The following is a 23561-nucleotide window of genomic DNA, read 5'->3' as shown; positions in this document are numbered from 1 at the left end:
AGTCAAGGGTATCGTGGATGAATTATTGCGTAATTGGCTGCAAATATTGGTAGTCAAAGTGTTTCAGAATCTTTCCGTTGAGATCCTTAATATCCTTCAGCCTTCCATAAATATCATATTCATAATAAATAGTCTTTCCAGCTGAATCGGTTTCACTCGTCATGCCTATCAATGGGGAATAAGTATAAGTTTTAACAAGTGCATTACTGTTCATAAGACCAGTTCTTATGTTATTCAATTCACTACGTAATAGCTGATCCGTTGTTGGTGCTTTTAAAATGTCTTTGTTAGTAATAAAGGATTGAACAGTATTGTAATCGCTACCCATTACACTTGCAACCAGGTAATTCTCATTATATCCCCATAGATAACTATAATGAATATCATTTTCATTGGATGCCTCCAGCAAATTACCTTTGTTGCCATACCTATAAAACCTTGCTTTAACCTCAAGGGGGTTCTCACCATTCTTTTCTTTTACTACAGCAGGTAACGTAAGGTTATTACTATTAAATAAGGCAAATTCATTCTTATTCATCTTTACTAGTTTATCTGCTTTATAAATATCACGTTCAATTACAGGAACTATATTATTCCTCTTCACCATAGTATCATAAACATTGTTTCCTTGAAAATCATGCGGATACATCAACTTTGTTTTAATTCCGTTTCCTTTACTATCAGCAGAATAAATTTCAGTAGGTTGAACATGCGTATAGTTATTATAATTATATTTGAAACTCTTTTGCAATGAATCTGTTGCAACGTCTGAATAGAAAATCTGAATAGAGCTGTCTAACCTAACCCATCCGGACACGTACCGAAAAACATTGAAGAAAAATTCAGCGGGGAAATAATACTCAAAGCCCCCAACATTCTCCGGCATGGCATAAGCAAGTTTAAAACTGGGTATAATTTCCTCATGTTCGCTTACGTATCTTGGTGTATCATCATCAGTAGGATTAAAATTAGTTCTGTAATAATTAATCTTTTTCTCAACAGGATACCATTTATTGGCCAATGAATCATATTTTTCACTAGAGGTTTCCAAATTTAATCCCCGACACCAATCAAGCCTTGAATTATTCTTAATATCTCCTAATATTTCCTTTTCATCAACAGAAAATCTATTTCTAACTCTTCCCCATATTCTTGCTGAGTCTTTTGTAATAGTTACATATTTATAGCCCACTGCCTGCTCCGATGCATCACTCCCTAATTCTGGAAGTGCGCTTGCTGACAAAACAAAATAATTACAAACCACTGGCACTACATTGACAATTTTTCTGGTCCTAAATTCATTTTTCGAATACGAATGCCTATGAAAGTAAACCGCACTTGAAATATTTGTATCTGGTAAATTGTAATTGTAATATGTATTAATTGTGTTTCCTGAAATGTCAAGATCTGTAACTTTGGCTATACGAACACCTCCAACAGGAACATCCTCCCAAACATGATAAATACTGTCCACATCAGCCGACGCACGAATCGATTTATTGTTTGTTGTCGTACTCGTAATTTCGACGTTATACGTTCCTTTAGAAAATGCATATGGAGTTTGTCCACTTTGCTGAAAACTGATCATATCCCCGTTGGGCGCAGTAACAGTAGCCACATTTTTTCCTATTCCACCATCTGAAAGTATGTAGTTAAAGAGCCCTTTGTAGTATAAATTATCAACGTAAAATGTCTGACTACCAAAACGACCACTAGTTCGAAAGAAAAATAAAGTCTTATTTATTATCTCTGTACGTGTTACCTGTTCCCTCGAAACATGTGGCTCATATACAAATAAAGTGGAACCTCCCGTTGGATACTTGATGCCCGTCAACATCCAAAGATCTCTTTTCTCTTTGCGGCTTTCCCTATCCGCACCTCTGCCATCTGTGTAATAACTCTTCGGTAACAACGTTGAATTATTAGTTACGGAGTTATAATATCCCCAATCATCCTGAGCAAATGAGAGCCGATTAGGCATATTATATGTCTCGTTATATGAAAAAACATATGCCCCCTTTCCTTCCTCATAAACTGATAATAATTTTAATCTTGAGTTTAACCCCTTATCCTCTATTGACAAATTATTATAGTCTGTCCTACTTCTAAAATAGCCATGTTGAAAAGTTATTTTTTTAATGCTTTTTTGGTTATTTAATACTTCAATACTTGCAAGTCTGTTACCATATTGCATATTATCAAGTGCGAGGTCCTCACGCTTTACTGTATCATAAACAAAATTCACGACTATGTCACTGCTATCTACGGTAATATGAATTAAGCGTTGTTGGTTTACCTGATTAATGGTAGTACATAGTCTATCTTTACTGGCTAACGATTCGCACTGACTACCAGGGACTCCGGCAGGTGATATATATCTTGTTTCGCTTGTGCCCACTGGATATTTCAATTCTACTCGCTCATAAGCGAATTTTATTTCGTGCCCATTACTTGTTAATATCCTGGTAAGCATCCTGGTAATGCTACCTTCGCCGCCCACACGACGAGAGTCTCTATCTCCAAAAGCGCACCTTTCATCTATGCCAGACTGTTCRTCAACCTCAAATTCAAAAATATTACCTTGTGCATCTACTATTTTATATGGTCGTTCTATTCTTAAATTGGTGTAAGGAATTGGAATTATGCGAGTCAGATCATTAGAGTATATAAATTTTCCTGTATAATTGGCGAAATTATAATAGTAAATATCTTGCTCTGTATCATAATTATGATCGATGATCCGCATAGCCATGTCATAGCTACTTGTCCCACCAGGCGTTGTTATTGTCCTGTCATTCGGATCAAACTTGCTGATATCCGCTGGAATAAATCTATTTGGTAGCATATCTGCTCTACCTCTAACACTAGAAGCAACAGTACCACCAGCGTTTAAGACCCATCCAAGTCCAACATCCGTAGCAACCTCACCGACCTTAATCCCAGAGGCATTATAACTTAACTTAATTGGTAACGTGAAATCGGGGAGACGAATCTCATAAATAGGAATTGTTAAATCAAGTGTTCCACTAAAAAGGCTTACTGGTACATCTCCGTACACGCCAAGTTTTGCTGCGTTAGGTGATGGTGAGCTAATTAATGGATTATATATTGGTAGGTCCGGATCGCTTTTTTGCGCATAGGCTAACTTTCCAACCAAAAGAAGACTACAAACCAATAGCTTCACCAAATTGGAGCGGGATCTACTTAGGTCAACTATAAAAATAAACTTACTCATAAAATTATTCTCTACCTATAAAATATAGAATGATAAAAAATTAGATCAAATAACCAAGTGTTCTAAAAATTATACCCCAACCTCACCTTCACCGGATCAGTTCTCGGGACATGCGAACTATACAAAAAGTCAAACAGCACCATCATATTCCCTTTCAGCTTACTGTTGATTTTGTACTTCTTACTAATCCCTATCAATCCACTTTGCGTCCATTGCTGCCCAATGCCTTCTGGCAACCCTGCTGACACCGGCTGATAGTTCTGCTCATAGCCTCCATTTATAAAGAAAGTGCCTTTGAGTTTCCAGTCAATGAAAGAACGGATACCCATACCCTGACTGGAAAACCGGATATTATCGAACCCAGTGCCCATGCCCAGCTTGTACGAAAGTCCAAGCCCCACACTGCCGTTTTTATGGAATTTATAGGCAGCTTGTCCTGCAAGATCTCCGGTAGTAGGAAAGAATTTAGTACTGCGCTGAAACTGGATATTACTTCCAAACTCTACTCGTTGTAAGAAGCTCTTAGTCTTCATTTCTTTAGGTTTGAAATCTGGCATTTCAGCGGCGTTATCCAAATCAGGGAACTTGCTTTTCAGCTCATCGAATTTGCTGCGGGCTTCTGCCATTTGCTGACTCACTGCGGCACTGGCATTGGGGCCGCTGCCGATGCGTTGCTGAATCATTTGCTCCACCTGGCTACGGGTTTGTAGTCCTTCAAGGCTTTGTGCAGAGGCGGTAGCGCCCTGGATATTAAAAAGACTGGCCAGTTGAGAATGTTGCTGCATGAAATTATTATAGGCAGGCAATTTCTTAATCACCTCCATGGCCTTTTGCTCCGCCTTTTTCTTATCCTTAAAAACCTCCTTGTATTCTTTGAGCTGCTGGGCGTAGTAGTAGGCTTCTTTATTCATCTTCTGCAGGTCTTTCGTAAAACCGGTATACTGGCTCAATTGCTCTTTCAGCAATTGTTTACGTTCCCGGATATACGCTTTTATCTGCTCAGCCTGTGCGAGTTTATCTTTGAGGTTGTCTACCGACTTTAAAGAACCATTGAGTTTATCTGTGATCCCCTTTGACTGCGCTAACAATCCTTTCGATTCTTTCAGAAAGGCAAGGGAATTACCCAAGCTATCCAGATATTGTCCACCGCCTACCCGGGATAAAGCCCCAGAATATTTACCCAGTTTGCCTTTCATGCGCGACTTTAAGCTCCCCAACGAATCGATGGAATGCGCAAAGAGATTATTCGCTTTTAGAGAATCCAGTTTTCCTAAACGGCGCTTTAATCTTTCCTCTTGCTTCATAAACCGGCTCAACGCCTGTTCACTGCGCCTGGATACCTGTCGTTGCATTTTATCGGACTTCTGCTTTACCTGCRAAAGATATTTCCCCGGTATAGGAGTCACTTTCTTAACCAGGCTATCTTTTTTTATGAGGCTATCCTGCGCCTGTAGGGTAACAGCGCTAACAAAAAAGTACAGGATAAGGAAACAGCTACATTTCATGAAAGGGTCGATTACAATGAAGGCGCTGCCACTTTGGATTTGATCTCCTTCATCTCACTTGTAAGAGTGTTTATTTTCTTATTCATTTCGATGATATAGAGCATCTGCTCCTCTATCTTCTGCAACAACTTTTGGTTGATTTCTGCCAGATCAATACCCTCCTTTGCAACTTCCGCTGCAGAAGGAATTTCAGGCAGACGCTTATTCGCCTGGATAAAATCTTCCACTTCCTGTAAGGTGGGGAGTTTATAATCAGCTGCAAAGACGAAATCAGCCCATGGGGTTACCTGTGTTACTTTTATCCTTCTGGCTCCAATAGTTCCTGCCACGGCGAGTTTATAAGGACCTGGGGCGGTGGTGCCGATACCTATATTGCCATTGGCTTTTACCATCAACAAATTGGAATCTCCATTATTGACAGCTAGTACGTTGTTGTTTACAAAGCGTCCGGCCGACTTGGTTCGCCCAGTTAAAATAACAGCCCCATAATTAGCATCCGATGCCAGAGGTACTACGTCGTCTGTTTCTCCAATGATATAAAGGCCCAGTGCACGCCCCGGCATATATGCCCTTCCTGTAAGACTTGGGGAAAAAAAGCCGGCAGTACCAGTAGCATTACCGATGGAAACATTACCGTCCGTACTTAACATACCTGATTGTGAAAATCTTGCCAGCAAACTTTTGTTATCTCCTACTACATGCAGCCTGGCAACGGGTGCAGTTTCTCCTATCCCTATGGCGCCAGTCTCTATGATTCTCATTGCTTCTGATAAACTGTCACCTTTGACAAAGAATTTCATAGCAGACCGTCTTCCTGAGGCCAAATAACGTTCTACCTCTAATGCTCCTACATCAGTACCCAATACATTAAACCGGAGGGAACCCACTGTTCCCATATAATCCCCACGAGTGATTTTTATATGGGACGGTGTATTGGATGAAATTTCCAATTTCTCTGTTGGAGTTGTAGTACCAATACCGGCATTTCCAGTAGCATCAAATCTGTTCTGAGCACTTACGCTCAATGATGTCAGGAACAAAAGGGACAATAAAAATGTGTACTTCATATAGATTACTTATTAAACTTTATCAGGGCTATCAATACGTGCTTGCAATAGTACGAACATCAAAAATCGACTCATTACTATGGGATAAAAAACTACAGTTATCTTGTTATAAATAAAAAGGTTAACACTGCCACAAAGGAAATAATTTATTTCAAAACAATGACTACAACTTTAGTTGTAATCGTCAGTATTTTTGTATAAATAAATGGGAATTACAAGCCCACTTTGATCTAACAACAAAACAACAATCAAACAATCCTCATTCATTAAAACAATGCCTACACTCCAACTCCTCGTCATCAAAACATCTACTCCGGATCAACTCGCGGAATTCTATACCCTCCTCGGCTTCGAATTCCATCATCACCGCCATGGCACCGGCCCATACCACTATGCCAGCATTAACAGCAATATAACCCTGGAAATCTATCCCCTACCCAAAGGCACAACGGAAGCCGATCATACGACCCGTTTAGGCTTCACCGTAGACGATCTCGATAACTTAATGCAGCAGCTACCACCCACTTGTATCATTAATGAGGCCACCACTACTGAATGGGGCTATACTGCACTGATACAGGATTCAGATGGAAGAAAAATCGAACTGGTACAGGCATAAAAAAAACCGTTCTTACCATGTGGTAAGAACGGTCCCTAAAAAATATCTCACAAAACGATTACAGTACTTTCACTCTCATATATCTGAAACGTACTTTTGAACCGTGTCCGAGGAAACCGATATGACCGGTTTCATTCTTCAGACCCGGATGCTCTTTATGATCGATAGTGCCGTTTTTGCTGGCTTCTGCGATGTCGCCATCGAGAATCACGGTACCATTCAGGATCACTTTCACGCGGTTACCATTTACGATGGCTTCTTCTACGTTCCACTCTCCTACTGGTTTCAGGAAACCACGTTTAGCCGGGATTACACCATATACAGAACCATGGTATTGATACTCGTGCAGGCTTTTGTATACGTCTGCTTCGTTATCCAGGATTTGTAATTCCATACCCATGTAAGCGGCATCACCTTCCAGTGGCGCGCGTACACCCAAACCGTTGTTGGCACCGGGGGTGAGCTGGAATTCAAAACGGAAAGAGAAGTTTTTGTATTCATCTTTCGTATAGAGGTTACCGTGACCACCGTTAGATGGGTCGATGATAATGTCACCGTTGTCGATCACATAATCTTTGGTATTACCTATCCACTCGTGCATGTTGGTACCATCGAACAGCAGTTTATAGCCTGCTTTCTTCTCTTCGTCGCTTAATACATATGGCTTAGGACGAGGCAGTTCTTTCACGTACAGGTCGCGGTACGCAACATAGGTACCATGCGCCTGCAGCTCTATCTGCTCTTCCGGGAAGATCGGCAAACCACGATCCCAGTAGTTTTCCAGAATGGTGTTATCGGTTACCAGTTCGCCGTTGAGGTATACGGTTACGCGGTCGCCTTTCATGATGATACGGAAGTGGTTCCATTCGCCGATGGCGTTATCTGCCAGTTTCAGTGGCTTGCTTTCGTGTTTCTGGTTGTTGTATAAACCACCGGAACCTACCTGTGCACCTACATCAGTGCGGGAGGTATCCCAGATCTGTACCTGGGGACTGCCACGGAGATAGATACCGGCATCACCTTGTGGGGTGATTTTCCAGTCTACCAGCATTTCGAAGTCGGCATATTTTTTATCGGTGCAGAGGTTGTCGCCGCTGCCATTGAATACTAATAAGCCATCTTTCACAGACCAGCCTTTGCGCATGTTGTCGTCAGCTTTGGCTTGTGCTTTTGCGAGGGTTTTAGCATCCATTTTTCCGCGGGCGATAGGATTTTCCACGAGTCCTTTCCAGCCGCTGAGGTCTTTTCCATTGAAGATGGAAACGAAGCCATCGCCGGCAGGCATTTCCGCGAGGTATTTACGGATCGACTGACGCTGATAATCTGCATCCGGGTTTTTCAGTACGACAGCTGTTTTTTCCAGCAGTGCACGAACGGTAGCGCCATTGTAGCTTTTATCAGCCAGGGCGATGTTCATGACAGCGTTGGCAGCAGCCTGTTGTACCGGAGCGTTGTCCAGGTAGTTACCGGCAAACAGCAGTGCGGAGATTGTTTTGCATTGCTCTACGCCTTGCAGGATCTTTTGTTGCAGTGCAGGTGTGCCGGCTAATTCCATCGCGCCACGCAGCATGAGCAGTTGCTGTTCTGCCGGGAAGGCGGATCTGCGGGTCAGTGCTACATAGCCTGTCAGGGCTTCTTCGCGGTAAGCGCTGTTGTTGTTATCTCGGGCGATTTGTAATAAAGCGGGAGCAGCAGCTGGTGTTTTCCAGGCCGACAAAGCCGCAACGGCTGCTTTTTTCGTAGCAGCGTCGCCGTTATTGAAGGCGGATAATACCGGCGCTAATGCGGAGTTCTCTCCGATGCCAGCCAGTACAGGCAGATAGCGGGAAGCGCCGGCTTGTTTCATTTGCGCCTGAACATCGGCGCTGGTAGCACCGGCATTGATGAGCGCTTCCTGAAGGTTGCTGATATCTGTAGCATTGCTGCTGTTGTTCAGTAAGGTAAACAGTGCAGGAAGGTTGTTTTTGGTAGCTACATCTTTCAGTGCGCTGATAGCGGCGCTGCGGGTGGTAGCGTCGGTGCTGGCAGTCAGCGGCAATACATCCCCTACGCGGTTGTCTGCTTTACGTGCAGCCAGTACCGTGAGTAAGGCGGTTTGAGCAGCAGCAGGCATGGTAGCCAGTGCTGCACCGGATTGTGCAGCTACTTCTTCACCCGGCATAATCAGCAGGGCATTCTTTACGGCTTCTACAGTAGCGGCGTCACCGGTTTTCATGGTTTGCAGCAAGGCTGGCAATGCAGCAGCTGCACCGGTTTGACCAGCAGCTTTGATAGCAGCGAGTTTTACGCCCGCATCTTTGCTGCCCAGTAATTTCTGGAGAGCAGGTAAAGCAGCGGCTACTTTATTATCTCCCAACATACCAATAACAGCGGCTTTATTGGCGTTATCAGGACCAATCAGTTTCTTCAACCAGCCAGCGTTGCCGGCAAGACCGTTCTGGCCCGCAAATTTCAAGGCAGCATCACGGTATTCGCGATTTTTATCATCAGCGGCAGCTAACAGCAGCGGCATATTCTTTTCGCCACGGATAGCGGTGAGCAGTTGCAGCGCGGCGGTACGGGTATGTACTTGTCCGTCCGTTTTAGCTTGTTTCAGTATGTTGTCTGCAATTTTCTCCGCAGCAGCTTTATCTGCCAGGTGGCCGGCATAATAAAGATAGGAGGAGGTGGCATCGGTTACATCGTATGCATAACCGCTTTTAGCGGCAGCAGCAGCGAGTACTGGTGCAGAAGCAGGAGCACCAATCTGTGCCAGGGCATAGAGCGCTACTTTTGCAAGTTTTTTATCGGCATCGGTAGCGAGTGGCGCGATGGCGGCAGCAGCGGCGGTATAAYGGGCATCACCCAACGCTTCCGTGAGTGTGATGCGGTTGAAACCGGTAGCAGCAGGTAATGCCTGTAATAACGCCTGTTGTGCAGCAGGGGTGTTAATTTTCACCAGTGCGCGGGCAGCAGGATCACAGAGGCGATTATCTGTTAAGCAGGATTGCAGGGTACTTACCGCTGCATCATCTCCAACAGTTTGCAGCTGGGTGATCAGGAATACTTTATTTTCCGGATCATTCGCTTTAGGCAGTGATTTGCAAAGGGCTGCCACCGCTTGTTTGCGGGCAGCTTCTTTGCCGGGTTGTGTTACATAGAATGCATATCCTGCAATGGCATACTCTAATTGCGTGTTATCGCCTTTTCCGGGCGCTGCCAGCATACCGGCAATCGCAGTTAACCCATCTTCCCCCAGCGCTTCAATCGCCTGCATATTGGCATTAAACTGCGCCGGATGAGGAGATGGCATCAATGCCAGCACATCGGCTACTTTAGTATGGAAAGCACGCTGATCTGTTGGGCCCTGTGCGGACACCAGGCTACTCCCGCCAATCAGTAGTGCAATGAGTAAGTGTAGTATCTTTTTCATAATTCAGTTACTTGTTTGTTCTGATTCCGGCTGTTTTAGATAGTCCATGGTCCGCGCATCGGCTGATAGATAAGGGCATTGGCGCCGGCATCATCTATAAACTCCTGTTTTACGGGATCAAATTTCAGGGAGCGGTTCAAACGCAGCGCAATCTTACCCATGTTCACGAGGGTAGCAGAGCGGTGACCATTTTCTTCATTCAGCGCAAATTTGCGACGGTTCTTAACAGCGTCTACGAAATCTGTTTGCTGTGGCGCCGGATCAGGGAAGGCGGCCAGTTTCTTTTCCAGGTCTTGTATGTCTGAGCGGAAGCCAGGATACAGCTTACCTTTGGGTCCTTCTATATAAGCAGCTTTTTCATCTGCACCATCGCCATCCAGGATGATCTGACAACCATCTGCATAGGTGTAGGTAATTCTTCTCCAGGTACCTACGGCATCCGGATGTTGTTGTGGTGCATCTACTTCTACACTTACCGGGCTGGTATCATCTTTACCCAGGAAGTACTGGATAGGATCAAGATAATGCTGACCCATATCTCCCAAACCACCACCATCATAATCCCAGTAACCACGGAAGGTTTGGTGTACACGATGCGGATTGTACGGGCGATAAGGCGCAGGGCCTAACCACATATCATAGTCCAGTTCTTTAGGCACTGGCATGGCTTCCAGGTTGGTTTTACCCACCCAGTAAAATTTCCAGTCGAAGCCGGTATGCTTGCTCACGGTCACTTTCAGTGGCCATCCCAGCAGACCGCTGTCTACCAGTTTCTTGATGGGCTTCACCGTAGTGCCCATTCCATAAAATCTGTCTTCAAAGCGGAACCAGGTATTCAGGCGGAAAATTCTGCCATGCTGTTGTACAGCTTCCACCAGGCGTTTACCTTCACCGATGGTAGCGGTCATTGGTTTTTCACACCAGATATCTTTGCCGGCACGCGCTGCATCAGCAGCAATGATACCATGCCAGTGCGGAGGTGTGGCAATGTGTACAATATCTACTTCAGGTAAGGTAATCACCTCACGGTAGTCAGCAAAAGTTTTCACGCCTTTGCTTTTTTCACCCAGCTGGTCCATGGCCAGTTTCAGGTGACTGCGATCTACGTCGCAAAGTGCTACTACCCTGGTGCCCGCGTAGCCAAAGTGGCCACGTCCCATGCCACCGGTGCCTATTACGGCTTTGGTCAGCTGGTCACTCGGCGCCAGATAACCGCGGCCCAGCACATGCCTGGGCACAATAGTAAATGCAGCAAGCGCTCCCAGGGAATTTTTGAGAAATGCCCGCCTTGAATCGCTGTTTTGTTTCGCCATATTTCAGTTTAATTAGAATGCCGGATTGTTAAATATGTTTTGGTCTGATAGTATTGGTTCACTGTATAATAATAAATTCACCGTCTTATTTGATTCTGGCTCTTCGAATGGTAAGATATAATCTAACCTTATGAATTGCAAGCGCCAGTGGGTAATTTGTGATAAGCGGTAAAAATTAATACCCTGCATTTTGTTTCATATCCGGGTTCGATAACGTTTCTTTTTCCGGTATCGGCCACAGATAATCCCGATCCATATAAGAACGATCCTGTACTTTCACGGCCACACCCGTTTGTGGATTAGTAGCACCCAATACTTCGCCGTTCATCACCTCTTTTACAATGCCCCATCTGCGGATATCAAAATAACGTTGCCCTTCAAACGCCAACTCCGACTGCCTTTCCCGGCGAACTAACTGACGCAGCAATGCCGCGCTGTTATACCGTTGCAGGTCGACTACGGGCATGCCTGCACGCGTACGGATATCATTTAAATGTTGCGCGATAGCCGGATTTTTCCAGTCGTCCAGTTCAATGAGCGATTCTACATAGATTAATAATACCTCACTGTAACGGATAATCATAAAGTCCAAAGAACCGCCCCTGCCCTGCCTGTCGCGCGGATCAAGGTATTTCCGTATCCAGTAACCGGTGGCGGTTGATTTCTGCACGCCTATTTTATCGGTGTTGCCAGTCGCATTATCAAAAGGCGATAAAATATAGTTGGCATCCAGGTACTGTTCTCCCGGATACAGGATAGACGCCAGGAACCGGGGATCGCGATTGTTGTTGTAATTTGGATTTTTTCGGTAGATAGCTACAGAATCTGGTCCCAGTTCCGCGAGCGTTTTCCCTTGTTTCGTTTCAAAGTTATCTACTACCTGCGCCGTAGGAGATACATAGGTTTCACCGCCAATACCATAAGGCGCAAAAGTGACCCAGGCATTATTGCAACCATCTGCCTTAAAAAAGATCCGTTCTTTATTCAGTTCTCCCACGTAACTAAATAACTCCGCGTAGTTATTCACGCCCTGTTTTTCGCTGCGATATAATTTATATACACCGGAGCTGATTACTTTGGCGGCTGCATCACGTGCTACATCATAGTGATGATAAAATAAGGCCAGTCGCGCAATCAGTGCGTTACAGGTGCCGGCAGACACCCGCCAGGTTTCATCGCTGGCATATTCCTGGGGCAAATGTTCCGCACAATCTTTCAGCTCACTGATGATGAAGTCATACACTTTTTGCGCCGGATCTCTTTTCAAATGATTATTCGAGGGGGTCAGCGAAGCGGTCACAATAGGTATATCGCCGAAGAACAGCATAATTTCCATGTGATAAAACGCTCTGAGCGCGCGGGCTTCATACTTCATGCGACTACGGAGGTCATCGTCCATGTAACATTTGTCTACGTTTTCCAGAAAGCGACAAGCCCGGCGGATATCTATATAATCATCTCTCCAGATCCACTCTGCTACATCCCAGGTAGGATTTTGTAAGCCGCGCGTATAAATGTCATAGTTACCGCGGAAGTCGCCGCGGCACACGGCTTCATCGCTGAGGCCCGACCAGAACATCACGTTGCGGCCAGTGGAACCGGCAGGGATACCGGCGTAAATAGAGCCCAGCGCGCCATATGCATGTGCTTCTGTTTTCCACCACTCGGCATCGGTTACACCGGATGGATTATCATGGGTAAGAAATTTTTTGCAGGCTGGCAACGATAATAAACTCAGGGCCAGCAGGATCATCTTACTATATTTCTTCATAACGAAAAGTTTAATGGTTATAACTGTATGCTCACCCCGGCAGTGTATACTTTCATGATACCGTATGTCCACTGGTTACCCTGACTTTCCGGATCTACCAGCTTCATGGAAGTAAACACAAATGGATTTTGCGCATTCACATATACCCGGGCACCGTTAACGCCTATACGTTTTAAACGGGCACTGGTGAAATTATAGCCCAGTTGGATATATTTCATGCGCACATACGCGCCGTTCTGTATCCAGAAATCTGACGATAATTTATTGATGCTGGGGGAAGTAGTCAGGCGCGGAAAGCGGGCATTGGTGCGCTCCGGCGTCCAGTAATTGTTGCCATAATATTGAGAAGGCACGCCTCCATCGGACGACATATCCAGCGGATACGCCAGCATACCACCCAGCACGGCGTCGTTGGCGCTTACGCCTTGCAGCAACATTTCTAATTCCCACTTTTTATAGGTAATACGGAAATTCGCGAAGAAATCGGCTTTGGGAGTGGGATTACCCATCACGGTTTGATCGTTACCATCAATGATCTTGTCGCCATTCAGATCTACGTAGCGGATATCTCCGGGTTTCTCGTTGGCAATGATAGGTACCAGTGGCGTGCCATCGGCTTTAAAATCAGATGCCTGTAGTAATCCGTTTGTTTTGTAGCCGTATAAGCTATTCAGCGCATATCCTTCTTTATTAATACTGTTACCACTGATGTAAGGTCCTCCTAATAAAGAAAGCAGTGTATTGTTGTTATAAGAAATACCGGGGCGTATAGATAAGTTGATATCTTTTCCAATACGGCTATTATAATTCAGCGATAGCTCCAGGCCTTTGTTACGCAGCTTGCCGGCATTGATATACATTTTCCCCATCCCTCCCACATACGATACCGGTGGTTGCAGGAGAATACCATTGGTAGCTTTATTATAGTAATCAAACGTGAGTTCCAGTTTGCTTTGAAACAAACTTAAGTCTATACCCAGATCCAGCATATCAACGGTTTCCCAGGTGATGTCCGGGTTACCAAAAACAGTTTCAGTACCATCTCCGGTATTGATCATACTCTGATACAGGTATAGCGCGTTCATGTTCTCATTACCCAGTCTGCCATAGGAAGCACGCAGCTTCAGGTTATTGATGGCGTGCATGGACTGCATAAAATTTTCCTTATGCACATTCCAACCCAGTGCAACAGAAGGGAACGTACCATACTTATGACCCGGGCCAAAGCGGGAGGAGCCGTCTGTGCGCATCGCTCCTTCCAGTAAGTATTTATCTTTATAAGAATAATTCACCTTTCCATATATCGACAACAACGAGTTGACTGCCCAGTAATCGCTGTTATTTTCCTCCTGTGAATAACCGCCCATAATATAGAAATGGTGATCTTTCAGATCGTAGGTATAGTCTGCAGTAACACCGGCGTAGTAGTAAGTCGTTCTAGCCATGCTGGCGGTACGTTGTACACCCCAGGTTTGCACCAGTTTGCCCGTGTAGTAGTCGAAAAAGTAATAATTGTCGCGTGTGGTGCGGGTAACATCACTGTTCAGCCGGAAGCTAAACTGACCACGGAGATTCAGTCCTGGTAGCACTTCCCATTTCGGTTGCAGGTTAATGCTCGACTGTCCGTACTCATTAGCGGAACGTCCGCCATGTTCCGCATAGGCCACCGGGTTCACGATGTCCACGTAGCGGCCATAAATAACCGGCGCCCCATCTTTCTGCGGATATTTGGGCAAAATGGTAGGCGGTACGCGGAAGATGTCTTCCAGTATCCTGTTGCCATCATTACCATTAGGGCGGTTAGGGTAGAAAGTATTTCTTTTGATGGCCAGCATATCCATGTACACCAGGAACTTTTTATTCAGGGTAATGGAAGTATTAGCACGGATATTATATTTATTGGAATGATTCAGGGGAATCATGCCTTGCTGATTCTGGTAGTTGGCCGTTAACGCAAAGCGCGCCAAGCTGTTACCACCGCTAACTCCCAGCGAGTGACTGGTAATCGGTGCAGCGCGATTGATAATTTGTTTTTGCCAGTCGGTATTCGGATACTTAACCGGATCATCACCGGCTTCGGTATGCTTAATATCCTCATCTGAATAAAAAGGCTGGTTGCCGGCATTCACCTGTGCTTCATTATACATGCGCATGTACTGTGGCGCTTCCACCAGTTTGGGCATGGTAGATGGCGACTGTACGCCATAATAACCATCATAGGTAACGGCTACCCTGCCGGCCACGCCTCTTTTAGTGGTCACAAGGATAACGCCGTTGGCAGCACGGGCGCCGTACACTGCAGCAGCGGCAGCGTCTTTCAGGATGGTCACACTTTCTACGGTAATGGGATCTATATAATCCATGTCCATGGGTACGCCATCTACCAACACCAATGGGTTGGAATTATTCATGGTACTGATGCCACGGATTTTAATCACTGCCGCGTCGCCACCGGGCAAGCCGGAACTCTGGCTCACCTGTATCCCGGTAACACCACCCTGCAACGCCTGCGATAATGCGGTAATGGGTTTACCATTGGTTTGCTGTGCAATGTTTACCGAAGCAATAGAACTGGCGATGTGCTTTTTCTGTTGCTCCGATAGCCCTACTACCACTACTTCATCCAGGGCGGATACATTTTCTTTCAGGGAAATATTGAGCGCATTCAAACTGCGGATAACGGTATATTCCTGGGGCAGATAACCCATTTGTGTAAAAACAAGGACGGCGCTCTTCTTCGTTTTCAGGGTAAAGTATCCATCGGCATCTGAGGTAGTACCGATGCTGTTATTGTCTTTTACGCGGATGGTCACGCCGGGCAATGCCTGCGGTGGTTCATGCATATCGTATACGCGTCCCCGTATTACATAGGCGCTATCTTCCAGTAACGACGGCGGCCCCGTGGGATGATCACTTTTACTTTTCTCTTTAGGGATAATAGCTACCTGGTTACGTACAATGCGATAGCTGAGATTGGTGTTGAGCAGGGCTTTGTCCAGTACTTCATTGATTTTTTTGTCCTGCAAATCCAGGGTAACGGGTTGTTCCCGGTTCACCAGTTCATCTTTATAAAAGATGCGCCACGTGCTTTGCGACTGGATTTGGGTAAATAGCTGCGGTAAAGTTCCCTGGTGCAATTTCACCGTGAGGTGATTGTCCTGCGACCGGCCCTTAGCGGAGATACCCAGCATACCGGCGAATAACAAAATTACAGTTAGCTTCATTGTTCTCACTAATTTAGCGGCAAAAGCTTTGCCTGGCGGAATGCGCCATTGTGCATAGATTTTTTTCATAACTTCACTACGTTTTTTTTCATTAAACAAAAAGACAAGCCTGTCCCCCTACGTTTCGCGGGGGGTAGTGCTACCGGAAGATGTTCCACCATCTTCCGGTTTTTTTTTGGTGATATGTATGGTTATTAATCTTTCTCTTTCAGTACAAAGCCTGATCCCTGGCGCTCATAGCGCAGGGAGTTGGCAGCGCAGATAATATCAAGTACGTTTTCAAGGTTTTCGTCAAGATCAAGGTCGCCGGAAAAGGTTTCCAGTCCGGGTTGTAAGGAAGCAAGGTCCAACTGTATATTATAGTATCGCGTTAATTTTTTCAGGATATCTTTCAGTGGTGTATGAAGATTCAGCAGGCGGCCATCTTTCCAGGCCGTATAGGCATGTACGTTTACGGGGCTTACTTCCAGTGCATTGTCTTCTATGAGTCCCATTTCAGCAGGCTGCAGTTGTCTGGAGTGCTTACCAAAGAGGCCGTGTTGCAGGTGGAGGCGCACGCTTCCGGATACCAGCACTACACTTTGCCGGCTATCATCCGGGTAGGCGGACACATTGAAAGTGGTCCCCAATACTTCTGTAGCTACCCCGGAAGCATATACGTAAAAGGGAGCAGCAGCGTTGGGGGCTATGTCGAAGAAGCCCTCTCCTTCCAGGTATACTTCTCTTTTATGTTGCTTAAAGGTAGCGGGATAAACCAGGCGGGAGCCTGCGTTGAGAAATACAACGGTACCATCTTCCAGTTGTACGCGGGAGCGGCGGCCATAGGGCACTATCAGCGTATTATATTCTTCCGCCGGCGTCACGGTATTATTGGCGTTGATGGTAACGCTACTGCCGGCATACACCAGTGAAGAGTTTTTTCCCTGTACCACCACCGATTTATTTTGTCCCAGTATGAGGCGGGTATCCGTGCTGGTGGCTGTTGGCCGGTATTGCTGTGCAAATTGCACCAAAGCGGAATGTTCTCGCGGCCATAGCCACCAGGCGCCCACAGCCAGTAATACCAATATGGCAGCGGCTACTTTTGTAAACAGGTGGAGGTAGCGGAAACGCGGTGGTACCAGTTGCCCTGCGATGTTTTCCCATAGAGACGCTTTGTCGGTGGGGTCCCAGGATTCCTGCCCTGCATTTACAATCATGCGCTGTACGGCAGCGGCCAGCTCCTGTTGTGCAGGATCGGCCGGTTGTGCGGACGAAGGCTCATCATTCCCTAATAAATCTTCCAGTTTCGGTTGTTCATCTCCAGGCTTCATGCAAGGTATTTCCAATAAAGAGTAGCAAATGGTTCCGGCATAGACTCCGAAATGCAAATATTTTTATTTATTTTTTTTGCGAGAGCCAGTGCATCAATAAAATCAGCAGTGGCAGGACCGGCATTTTTTCCATATTGGTGCGTAGTTGCCGGAAAGCCCTGTAGGCGAGGGTGCGGCAGGTGGGTACGCTGATTTTCATAATGCCGGCCACCTCTTCGTACGACAGGCTGCAATTAAATTTCAGGAATAGCACTTCCTTTTGTCGGGCAGGCAGAGCATTTAATTCCTGCGCCAGTATGCGTAACATTTGTTGCTGTTGTTCTGCAGCGATGATTTGCGTTTCTGTATCGGGTTCGTAAGTGATGGAAAAAAAATCTTCCACTTCCATCGCGCGGCTCATGGTCACCGTTTTTTTGACAGCCGTATGTATTTTCCGGCGGAAAGACCGGAGCAGATAGTAGCGGATATTTACTTTAGGAGACAGATTACGCCGGTAATGGTACAGGTCTGTAAACAAATCCTGTATACAATCCTTGATAGTGGCGGTATCCTGAATATAACGAAGTCCGTAGCGGTAAAGCATCTCCGCAAACTGCTCATATAACTCCCTGTAGGCTTCCTGATCACCATTGATGATGTTGTCCCACAAGGTATTATTGGTAGCAGTTGACGCGTCGTTCAAACAGTAAATATTTAGAAGTGGTTGATGCTCCAAGATAAATCAAAAAGCGGAAAGCAGAAAGCAATTTTAACGGATGATCGGAGCGAGTTTTTATCTGTGAGCAGGATTAAAGGGATTACACTGATTAAATATTTTATTTATTTAATAAATATAGGAAGATGGGCGAAAATCGTAGCACAAATACTACAGTCTTCGCCCATCTTCCTATATCAAAAAATAAAATCATTATAATCCCCTTAATCCTGCTCACAGACAAAACCCGCGCTGATCTCCGCGTTTACTCGTGCCACAGGCTGGCAGCGCCGATCAGTGCGGCGGCTTCTCCAAGGGTGGCAGTAACTACCGGAACATGAATGTGGTGTTGTTGCAGGGTAGCAATTAATAACGGAAAGAAAAGGTCAGCCGCGTTGGCGATGTTACCGCCAATCACAATTACTTCCGGTTGTTCCGTTTGTGCGAAATCTGCCAGTACGGTGCCGAGGTTCACAGCAAATTCATTGAATAGTCCTTGTATACTATCGTCAACGCCTATACGAGCAACTAAGGCGCGTACATCCGGAACGTCCTGGCCGCTTACTTCCTGGTAGCGTTTCACAAACCAGCGGGTAGAGAGATAATCTTCTGCCATGCCATCTTTGAAGGGGCTGCACCAGCGGTCAGCGTCTTTGGCTTTACCATCGCGGTATACGGCAGAACCGAGGCCGGTGCCGAGTGTGAGTCCGATAACGCGTTCATAGTTTCTGCCGGCGCCGCTGAATACTTCGCCCTGCAGAAAACAGCCAGCGTCGTTAATGAAGCGGATTTGCGCAGGCGCAATGCCTAATTTATCCGCCAGGAGATTTTTTACGTTCAGCTTATACAGGGCATCGTACTTGTGTTGCCCTTTCATTAAGCTGATCCCCTGTTCATAGTCGAACGGGCCAGGCATACCAATACCAATATGTTGAACGCCTGCCGGCGCTTTGCTGAATACCTCGCTGATAACGGCTGCCCAGGAAGCAATGATATCTTCGGCTTCCCCATGGGAGTCAATACGGGTACGGTTCCAGGAACCTTCTATAACAGATCTTGTACCCAGATCAACTAAGGCTGCGGTAATATGAGAGCCGCCAATATCGATTCCTAACGCCGTGGAATTCTTCATATAAAACTTAAGCTAGAATGTTTGCTAAATCGTTTAACCTAAACAAATGTAAAACAATATTTGGTTGATTTGCTCAGAAAAATCGTTTTAGCAACGTGAAAAATGGTTAAACTAGGCCCAATATAGGCTGTTTTTCGAAAAATCAAAAAAACAGGCAACTCTTTTCAAAAGAAAAGTTGTCGAAAATATTTTGACAGATGAAAAATATTCTTCACTTTTACATCATAATTCAATTCTACAATGGAATCTGATAATTGCTCCGGCAACGCTATTCTGATCGCATATATTCTTACAAACTTCAACACTTCTCCCCCAAGTTTATAAAATACGACTGCCCAGCCTTTGATCTGTTCTGACAACATCGTCAGCAACAAAGCCGTGCACCGTACCCAACTTTTTACCTAAACATTTCTTAACACAACCCACAATGCAAAACACTGTTCTCAATTGGGCGCTGCTCATTGGCGTGCCCCTGCTATGCCTGTTATTGTACAAGGTAATTCTTCGTATATGCTTCGGCGTAGTGATTGTACCGGAAGACCGTATCGGCCTGGTAACAAAGAAATTCGTACTCCTCGGAAAACAGGAACTTCCCGAAGGCCGCATCCTGGCCACCAACGGCGAAGCAGGCTTCCAGGCACAAACCCTGGCCCCCGGCGTATACTTCTGGAAATGGATCTGGCAGTATAGCGTAGCCTTCCAACCCTTCACTATCATCCCTACCGGTAAAATAGGACTGGTACTGGCCAAAGATGGTGCAGAACTGGAAACCGGTTCCATCCTGGCCCGTAAAGTACCCTGCGATTCCTTCCAGGACGCCCCCTCATTCCTGCAGAATGGTGGCCGCAAAGGACGACAAACCGCTATCATCACACCCGGATCATATCGTATCAATACGTTCCTCTTTGAAGTGGAAGTGACCGATATGCTGTCGATCCCCGATAACGCCGTAGGTATCATTACCACGCTCGAAGGTAAAGCCATTGAAACCGGCTCCATTGCGGGTAAAACCATCGAAAACCATAACAACTTCCAGGATGTGGATGCCTTCCTCGAAAAAGGCGGCTATAAAGGATTACAGGAACAAGTCATCCTTGCCGGTTCCTACTTTATCAACCCCTGGTTTGCGAAACTGGAACTGGTAAAGATGACGGAAATCGCCATCGGACATGTCGGCGTAGTCATCTCCTTCGTAGGTAACGATGGCGTTGATATCAGTGGCGCAGAATTTAAACATGGTAACATCGTCGCCAAAGGCACCAAAGGTGTATGGGCAGAACCTTTAGGACCCGGTAAATATCCCGTGAACCCTTACATCATGAAGGTAGAACTGGTACCTACCACCAACCTGGTACTGAACTGGGCTTCCGCCAGAAGCGAAGCGCATCAGCTGGATAAGAACCTCTCTACCATCACCGTGAGAAGCCGCGACGGTTTTACGTTCAACCTCGATGTGTCCCAGATCATTCATATTCCGACCAACGAAGCACCGAAAGTAATTGCCCGCTTCGGAAATATGAGCAACCTCGTAACACAGGTACTGGAACCTACCATCGGTAACTACTTCCGTAACTCGGCCCAGGGCTCGGATGTGATCAGCTTCCTGACCAGTCGTAAGGAAAGACAAAACTCTGCGAAAGAACATATCGGACATGTACTCGATCAGTATAACGTATTCGGTGTAGACACCCTGATTGGTGACATCGTACCACCGGAAACACTGATGAAAACATTGACCGATCGTAAAATAGCGGAAGAACAAAAAATCACTTACGATACCGAAAGACTGGCACAGGAAACGCGCCAATCGCTCGAAAAAGAAACGGCCATTGCAGAAATGCAGAAAGAAATCGTAAAAGCAGATCAGGGTGTTTGGATCGCAGAAAGACATGCGGATGCCTCTGTGAAAAAAGCTACAGGTGATGCCAACAGCGTACGTTTGCAAGCAACTGCAGAAAGTGACCGGATGAAATTACTGGCAGCGGGTGAAGCAGAAAAAGTAAGACTGCTCGCCAAAGCGGAAGCAGAACGTACCGAATGGATCGCGAAAGCAGACGCAGAAAAAATTGCCCTCACCGGTAAAGCGGAAGCGGAAAAAATCCTGGCCATTGGTCAGTCCAGTGCGGAATCTTACAAACTGGCCGTAGAAGCCATGGGTGGCGACAACTTTACCCAACTGAAAGTAATGGAAGCGATCGGTGCACAAAATATCCGCATCATGCCGGATGTGCTGATCGGCGGTGGCGACGGCGCCAACGGCCCTATCAGTGGACTGCTCGGATTGAAACTACTGGAAGATGTGGCTAAAAAACAAGCAGCCGATAAACAACCGGAATAATAAACAACCCGATCAGGCTTCGCCAGCCTGATCCGGGTTAAATCAACCGTACTATTTATCCCTTTCGCCATTCTAATTTTCATTCATGATGTTACCCCAATTACCATTTAACCTATCAAAATTCATTCATGTAGTTACCCCAAATGTTATTGATCTCTTTTTCGCCGTTCTAATTTTCGTTCATGTTGTGCCCCCAATTACCATTTAACCTAATCATTATTCATTCATGTGGTTACCCCAATTATTATTGATCTCTTTTTCGCCGTTCTAATTTTCGTTCATGTTGTGACCTCAATTACTATTTATCCCTTGCCATACCATTTCGTCCATGGTGTTATCCCTATACCTCCGAACAAATGGAGACGCGCCGAATCCGGGAGCGCGGTAATGAAAATCATTACCGCCTTCCGGCATTCGGTATTTACACCGGGAGGAAAGCGTTATCCTCCGGATAACGCTTTCCTCCCGGTTAACAGAAGTGCTATAGCATTGCCGCTTTCTGCTTATCTTTGTCTCTGAAAGAAAACATATGCGAAAAGAAAATTCCTCTAATGCCATCAATGAACAACAGCTGCGCGGCGACTGCGGTACCGCCTATACCCTGTCGTTGATTGGCGGCCGCTGGAAACCCAGCATACTGTGGCGTTTACTCGATGGCAAACTACGTTATAGCGAATTGAAAAAATCCATCACCGGTATTTCTGAACGGGTGTTGGTGTTGCAGTTGAGAGAACTGGAAAACGATCAGCTGATTAAAAGGATTGTATATCCGGAAGTACCGCCACGGGTGGAATATGAGCTAACCCCACTGGGCTTGAGCATGGAAAATATGTTACAGCATATTTCCGACTGGGGTGTCATGCACCGGGAAAAATCCATGGCCCGCTCCACTGTTAACAAAAGAACTACTACAGAGCGCGCCATGGCTGATAAAGGTTAAGCTACCTGTTATTTCGTAATACCTGCATCTTCCAATGCTCCCATCGCCAGAGAAATCCAGTCGGCATCATGAATATCTTTCGCCAGGATGGTCGTTAACCTCGACTGTGCCAAATTAGCTATCGGCATCGGGGTATATGATTTCCGCGCTGTTTGCAATACCAGGTCCATGTCTTTCAAACCCAATGCAGCACTAAATGCAGGGTCACCTGTAAACTTCCGGTTCAGTATTGTTTCTCCGTAATTTTTAAAGATAGGGCCCGTAAACAGCGTGCTTGTCAGCATATCATGTGCAACCCGTGGATCTACGTTGTTCTTCTCTGCCAGCGCATAAGCCTCCGCCATCAACTCGATAGCGCCTGCGATCATAAAATTGCCCATCAGCTTCAATACATTGGCACTGCCTGCATCAGGTCCAAGGTCAAAAATATTCTTCGCAAATCCTGCCTCTAATAATGGCTTAACACGTTCTTTGGCTGTCGCCTCCCCTGAAATCACCACATTGGCTACTTTCGCCGCCACAGCTTCCGGACGGCCAAATATGGGCGCCGTTACCCATGCTGCACCCTGCTGCTGAAAATGCGCAGATAACTCCCTCGAAATATCAGGAGACACGGTACTCATGGACACGTGTATACCATTAGTACCCAAAGCGGTCAGCAACGCATCAGTAGCGATGGCCCTCACGGCCACATCATCTGCCACCAGACTAAATACCACCCCTCCTTTCACCGCAGTTTCCTCCGGGCTATTCACCAACACGGCCCCTAATTGTTCCAAAGGCAACGCTTTCTCACGGGTACGATTATATATTCTTACGGTATATCCTGCTTTCAGCAGGTTTTCTGCAATTGGGTAACCGAGATTGCCGGTACCAATAAATCCTATGGTTTCCATCGTTATTGAGATTAATGTTCAAATTTACTTGTTCTAAAGAGAACACAAAATGGGGAGCACAAAAATTAGGGGTAGTGTTCCATTTTTCCGTAAATTTCTTAT

The 23561-nt window shown here is 45.8% G+C and carries 14 protein-coding genes; 3 read left to right on the top strand and 11 right to left on the bottom strand.

Going from position 1 to position 23561, the window contains the following annotated elements; genetic code table 11:
* Nucleotides 1-22: 22 nt before the first annotated feature.
* The 3 genes from AC1DFM_RS28710 to AC1DFM_RS28700 form a co-directional block, all read right to left on the bottom strand.
* Nucleotides 23-3235: a hypothetical protein gene (locus AC1DFM_RS28710; protein WP_477080219.1), complete on the bottom strand. Its 3213-nt coding sequence runs from the start codon at nucleotides 3233-3235 to the stop codon at nucleotides 23-25.
* A gap of 62 nt (nucleotides 3236-3297) precedes the next feature.
* Entirely contained in the window at nucleotides 3298-4740 is a 1443-nt protein-coding gene (locus AC1DFM_RS28705; protein WP_477080218.1) for a hypothetical protein, read from the bottom strand.
* An 11-nt stretch (nucleotides 4741-4751) separates the two neighbouring features.
* The gene (locus AC1DFM_RS28700) at nucleotides 4752-5807 is read right to left on the bottom strand and encodes a hypothetical protein (RefSeq protein ID WP_477080217.1); all 1056 of its coding nucleotides are present in this window, start codon (nucleotides 5805-5807) and stop codon (nucleotides 4752-4754) included.
* Nucleotides 5808-6081: 274 nt separating this feature from the next.
* Here AC1DFM_RS28700 and AC1DFM_RS28695 point away from each other — a divergent pair, with 274 nt between their 5' ends.
* Entirely contained in the window at nucleotides 6082-6426 is a 345-nt protein-coding gene (locus tag AC1DFM_RS28695) for a VOC family protein (protein WP_477080216.1), read from the top strand.
* Nucleotides 6427-6484: 58 nt separating this feature from the next.
* Here the strand turns inward: AC1DFM_RS28695 and AC1DFM_RS28690 are convergent, their stop codons facing one another.
* The 7 genes from AC1DFM_RS28690 to AC1DFM_RS28660 all read right to left on the bottom strand — a co-directional run bounded on the left by AC1DFM_RS28690 (nucleotide 6485) and on the right by AC1DFM_RS28660 (nucleotide 19285).
* On the bottom strand, nucleotides 6485-9838 hold the full coding sequence (locus AC1DFM_RS28690) for a 3-keto-alpha-glucoside-1,2-lyase-like domain-containing protein (protein ID WP_477080215.1): 3354 nt from the start codon (nucleotides 9836-9838) through the stop codon (nucleotides 6485-6487).
* 35 nt (nucleotides 9839-9873) lie between these two features.
* The gene (locus AC1DFM_RS28685; RefSeq protein ID WP_477080214.1) at nucleotides 9874-11151 is read right to left on the bottom strand and encodes a Gfo/Idh/MocA family oxidoreductase; all 1278 of its coding nucleotides are present in this window, start codon (nucleotides 11149-11151) and stop codon (nucleotides 9874-9876) included.
* 175 nt (nucleotides 11152-11326) lie between these two features.
* Complete coding sequence (locus AC1DFM_RS28680; RefSeq protein ID WP_477080213.1) at nucleotides 11327-12922, bottom strand: RagB/SusD family nutrient uptake outer membrane protein; 1596 nt, start codon at nucleotides 12920-12922, stop codon at nucleotides 11327-11329.
* Nucleotides 12923-12939: 17 nt separating this feature from the next.
* Entirely contained in the window at nucleotides 12940-16215 is a 3276-nt protein-coding gene (locus tag AC1DFM_RS28675) for a TonB-dependent receptor (protein ID WP_477080212.1), read from the bottom strand.
* 125 nt (nucleotides 16216-16340) lie between these two features.
* Nucleotides 16341-17459, bottom strand: coding sequence for a FecR family protein (locus AC1DFM_RS28670; protein WP_477080211.1), 1119 nt, complete (start codon nucleotides 17457-17459; stop codon nucleotides 16341-16343).
* 67 nt (nucleotides 17460-17526) lie between these two features.
* Nucleotides 17527-18141: an RNA polymerase sigma factor gene (locus AC1DFM_RS28665; protein WP_477080210.1), complete on the bottom strand. Its 615-nt coding sequence runs from the start codon at nucleotides 18139-18141 to the stop codon at nucleotides 17527-17529.
* A gap of 277 nt (nucleotides 18142-18418) precedes the next feature.
* On the bottom strand, nucleotides 18419-19285 hold the full coding sequence (locus tag AC1DFM_RS28660; RefSeq protein WP_477080209.1) for an ROK family protein: 867 nt from the start codon (nucleotides 19283-19285) through the stop codon (nucleotides 18419-18421).
* Between the two features lie 427 nt (nucleotides 19286-19712).
* Here AC1DFM_RS28660 and AC1DFM_RS28655 point away from each other — a divergent pair, with 427 nt between their 5' ends.
* The gene (locus tag AC1DFM_RS28655) at nucleotides 19713-21623 is read left to right on the top strand and encodes an SPFH domain-containing protein (protein WP_477080208.1); all 1911 of its coding nucleotides are present in this window, start codon (nucleotides 19713-19715) and stop codon (nucleotides 21621-21623) included.
* Between the two features lie 529 nt (nucleotides 21624-22152).
* Complete coding sequence (locus AC1DFM_RS28650; RefSeq protein WP_477080207.1) at nucleotides 22153-22563, top strand: winged helix-turn-helix transcriptional regulator; 411 nt, start codon at nucleotides 22153-22155, stop codon at nucleotides 22561-22563.
* Nucleotides 22564-22571: 8 nt separating this feature from the next.
* Here AC1DFM_RS28650 and AC1DFM_RS28645 read toward each other — a convergent pair whose 3' ends face one another.
* Nucleotides 22572-23459, bottom strand: coding sequence for an NAD(P)-dependent oxidoreductase (locus tag AC1DFM_RS28645; protein ID WP_477080206.1), 888 nt, complete (start codon nucleotides 23457-23459; stop codon nucleotides 22572-22574).
* Between the last annotated feature and the right edge of the window lie 102 nt (nucleotides 23460-23561).

The sequence above is a fragment of the Chitinophaga sp. 05T412 genome, assembly GCF_056396465.1.
The sequence above is the reverse complement of the archived record's forward strand: the minus strand, read 5'-3'. Positions and strand labels throughout refer to the sequence as shown.

Excerpts from the sequence above, each read along its gene's own strand:
- AC1DFM_RS28670 (WP_477080211.1), bottom strand. The coding sequence starts at position 17,459 with ATGAAGCCTGGAGATGAACAACCGAAACTGGAAGATTTATTAGGGAAT.
- AC1DFM_RS28685 (WP_477080214.1), bottom strand. The coding sequence starts at position 11,151 with ATGGCGAAACAAAACAGCGATTCAAGGCGGGCATTTCTCAAAAATTCC.
- AC1DFM_RS28680 (WP_477080213.1), bottom strand. The coding sequence starts at position 12,922 with ATGAAGAAATATAGTAAGATGATCCTGCTGGCCCTGAGTTTATTATCG.
- AC1DFM_RS28675 (WP_477080212.1), bottom strand. The coding sequence starts at position 16,215 with ATGAAAAAAATCTATGCACAATGGCGCATTCCGCCAGGCAAAGCTTTT.
- AC1DFM_RS28695 (WP_477080216.1), top strand. The coding sequence starts at position 6,082 with ATGCCTACACTCCAACTCCTCGTCATCAAAACATCTACTCCGGATCAA.
- AC1DFM_RS28645 (WP_477080206.1), bottom strand. The coding sequence starts at position 23,459 with ATGGAAACCATAGGATTTATTGGTACCGGCAATCTCGGTTACCCAATT.
- AC1DFM_RS28655 (WP_477080208.1), top strand. The coding sequence starts at position 19,713 with ATGCAAAACACTGTTCTCAATTGGGCGCTGCTCATTGGCGTGCCCCTG.
- AC1DFM_RS28650 (WP_477080207.1), top strand. The coding sequence starts at position 22,153 with ATGCGAAAAGAAAATTCCTCTAATGCCATCAATGAACAACAGCTGCGC.
- AC1DFM_RS28700 (WP_477080217.1), bottom strand. The coding sequence starts at position 5,807 with ATGAAGTACACATTTTTATTGTCCCTTTTGTTCCTGACATCATTGAGC.
- AC1DFM_RS28660 (WP_477080209.1), bottom strand. The coding sequence starts at position 19,285 with ATGAAGAATTCCACGGCGTTAGGAATCGATATTGGCGGCTCTCATATT.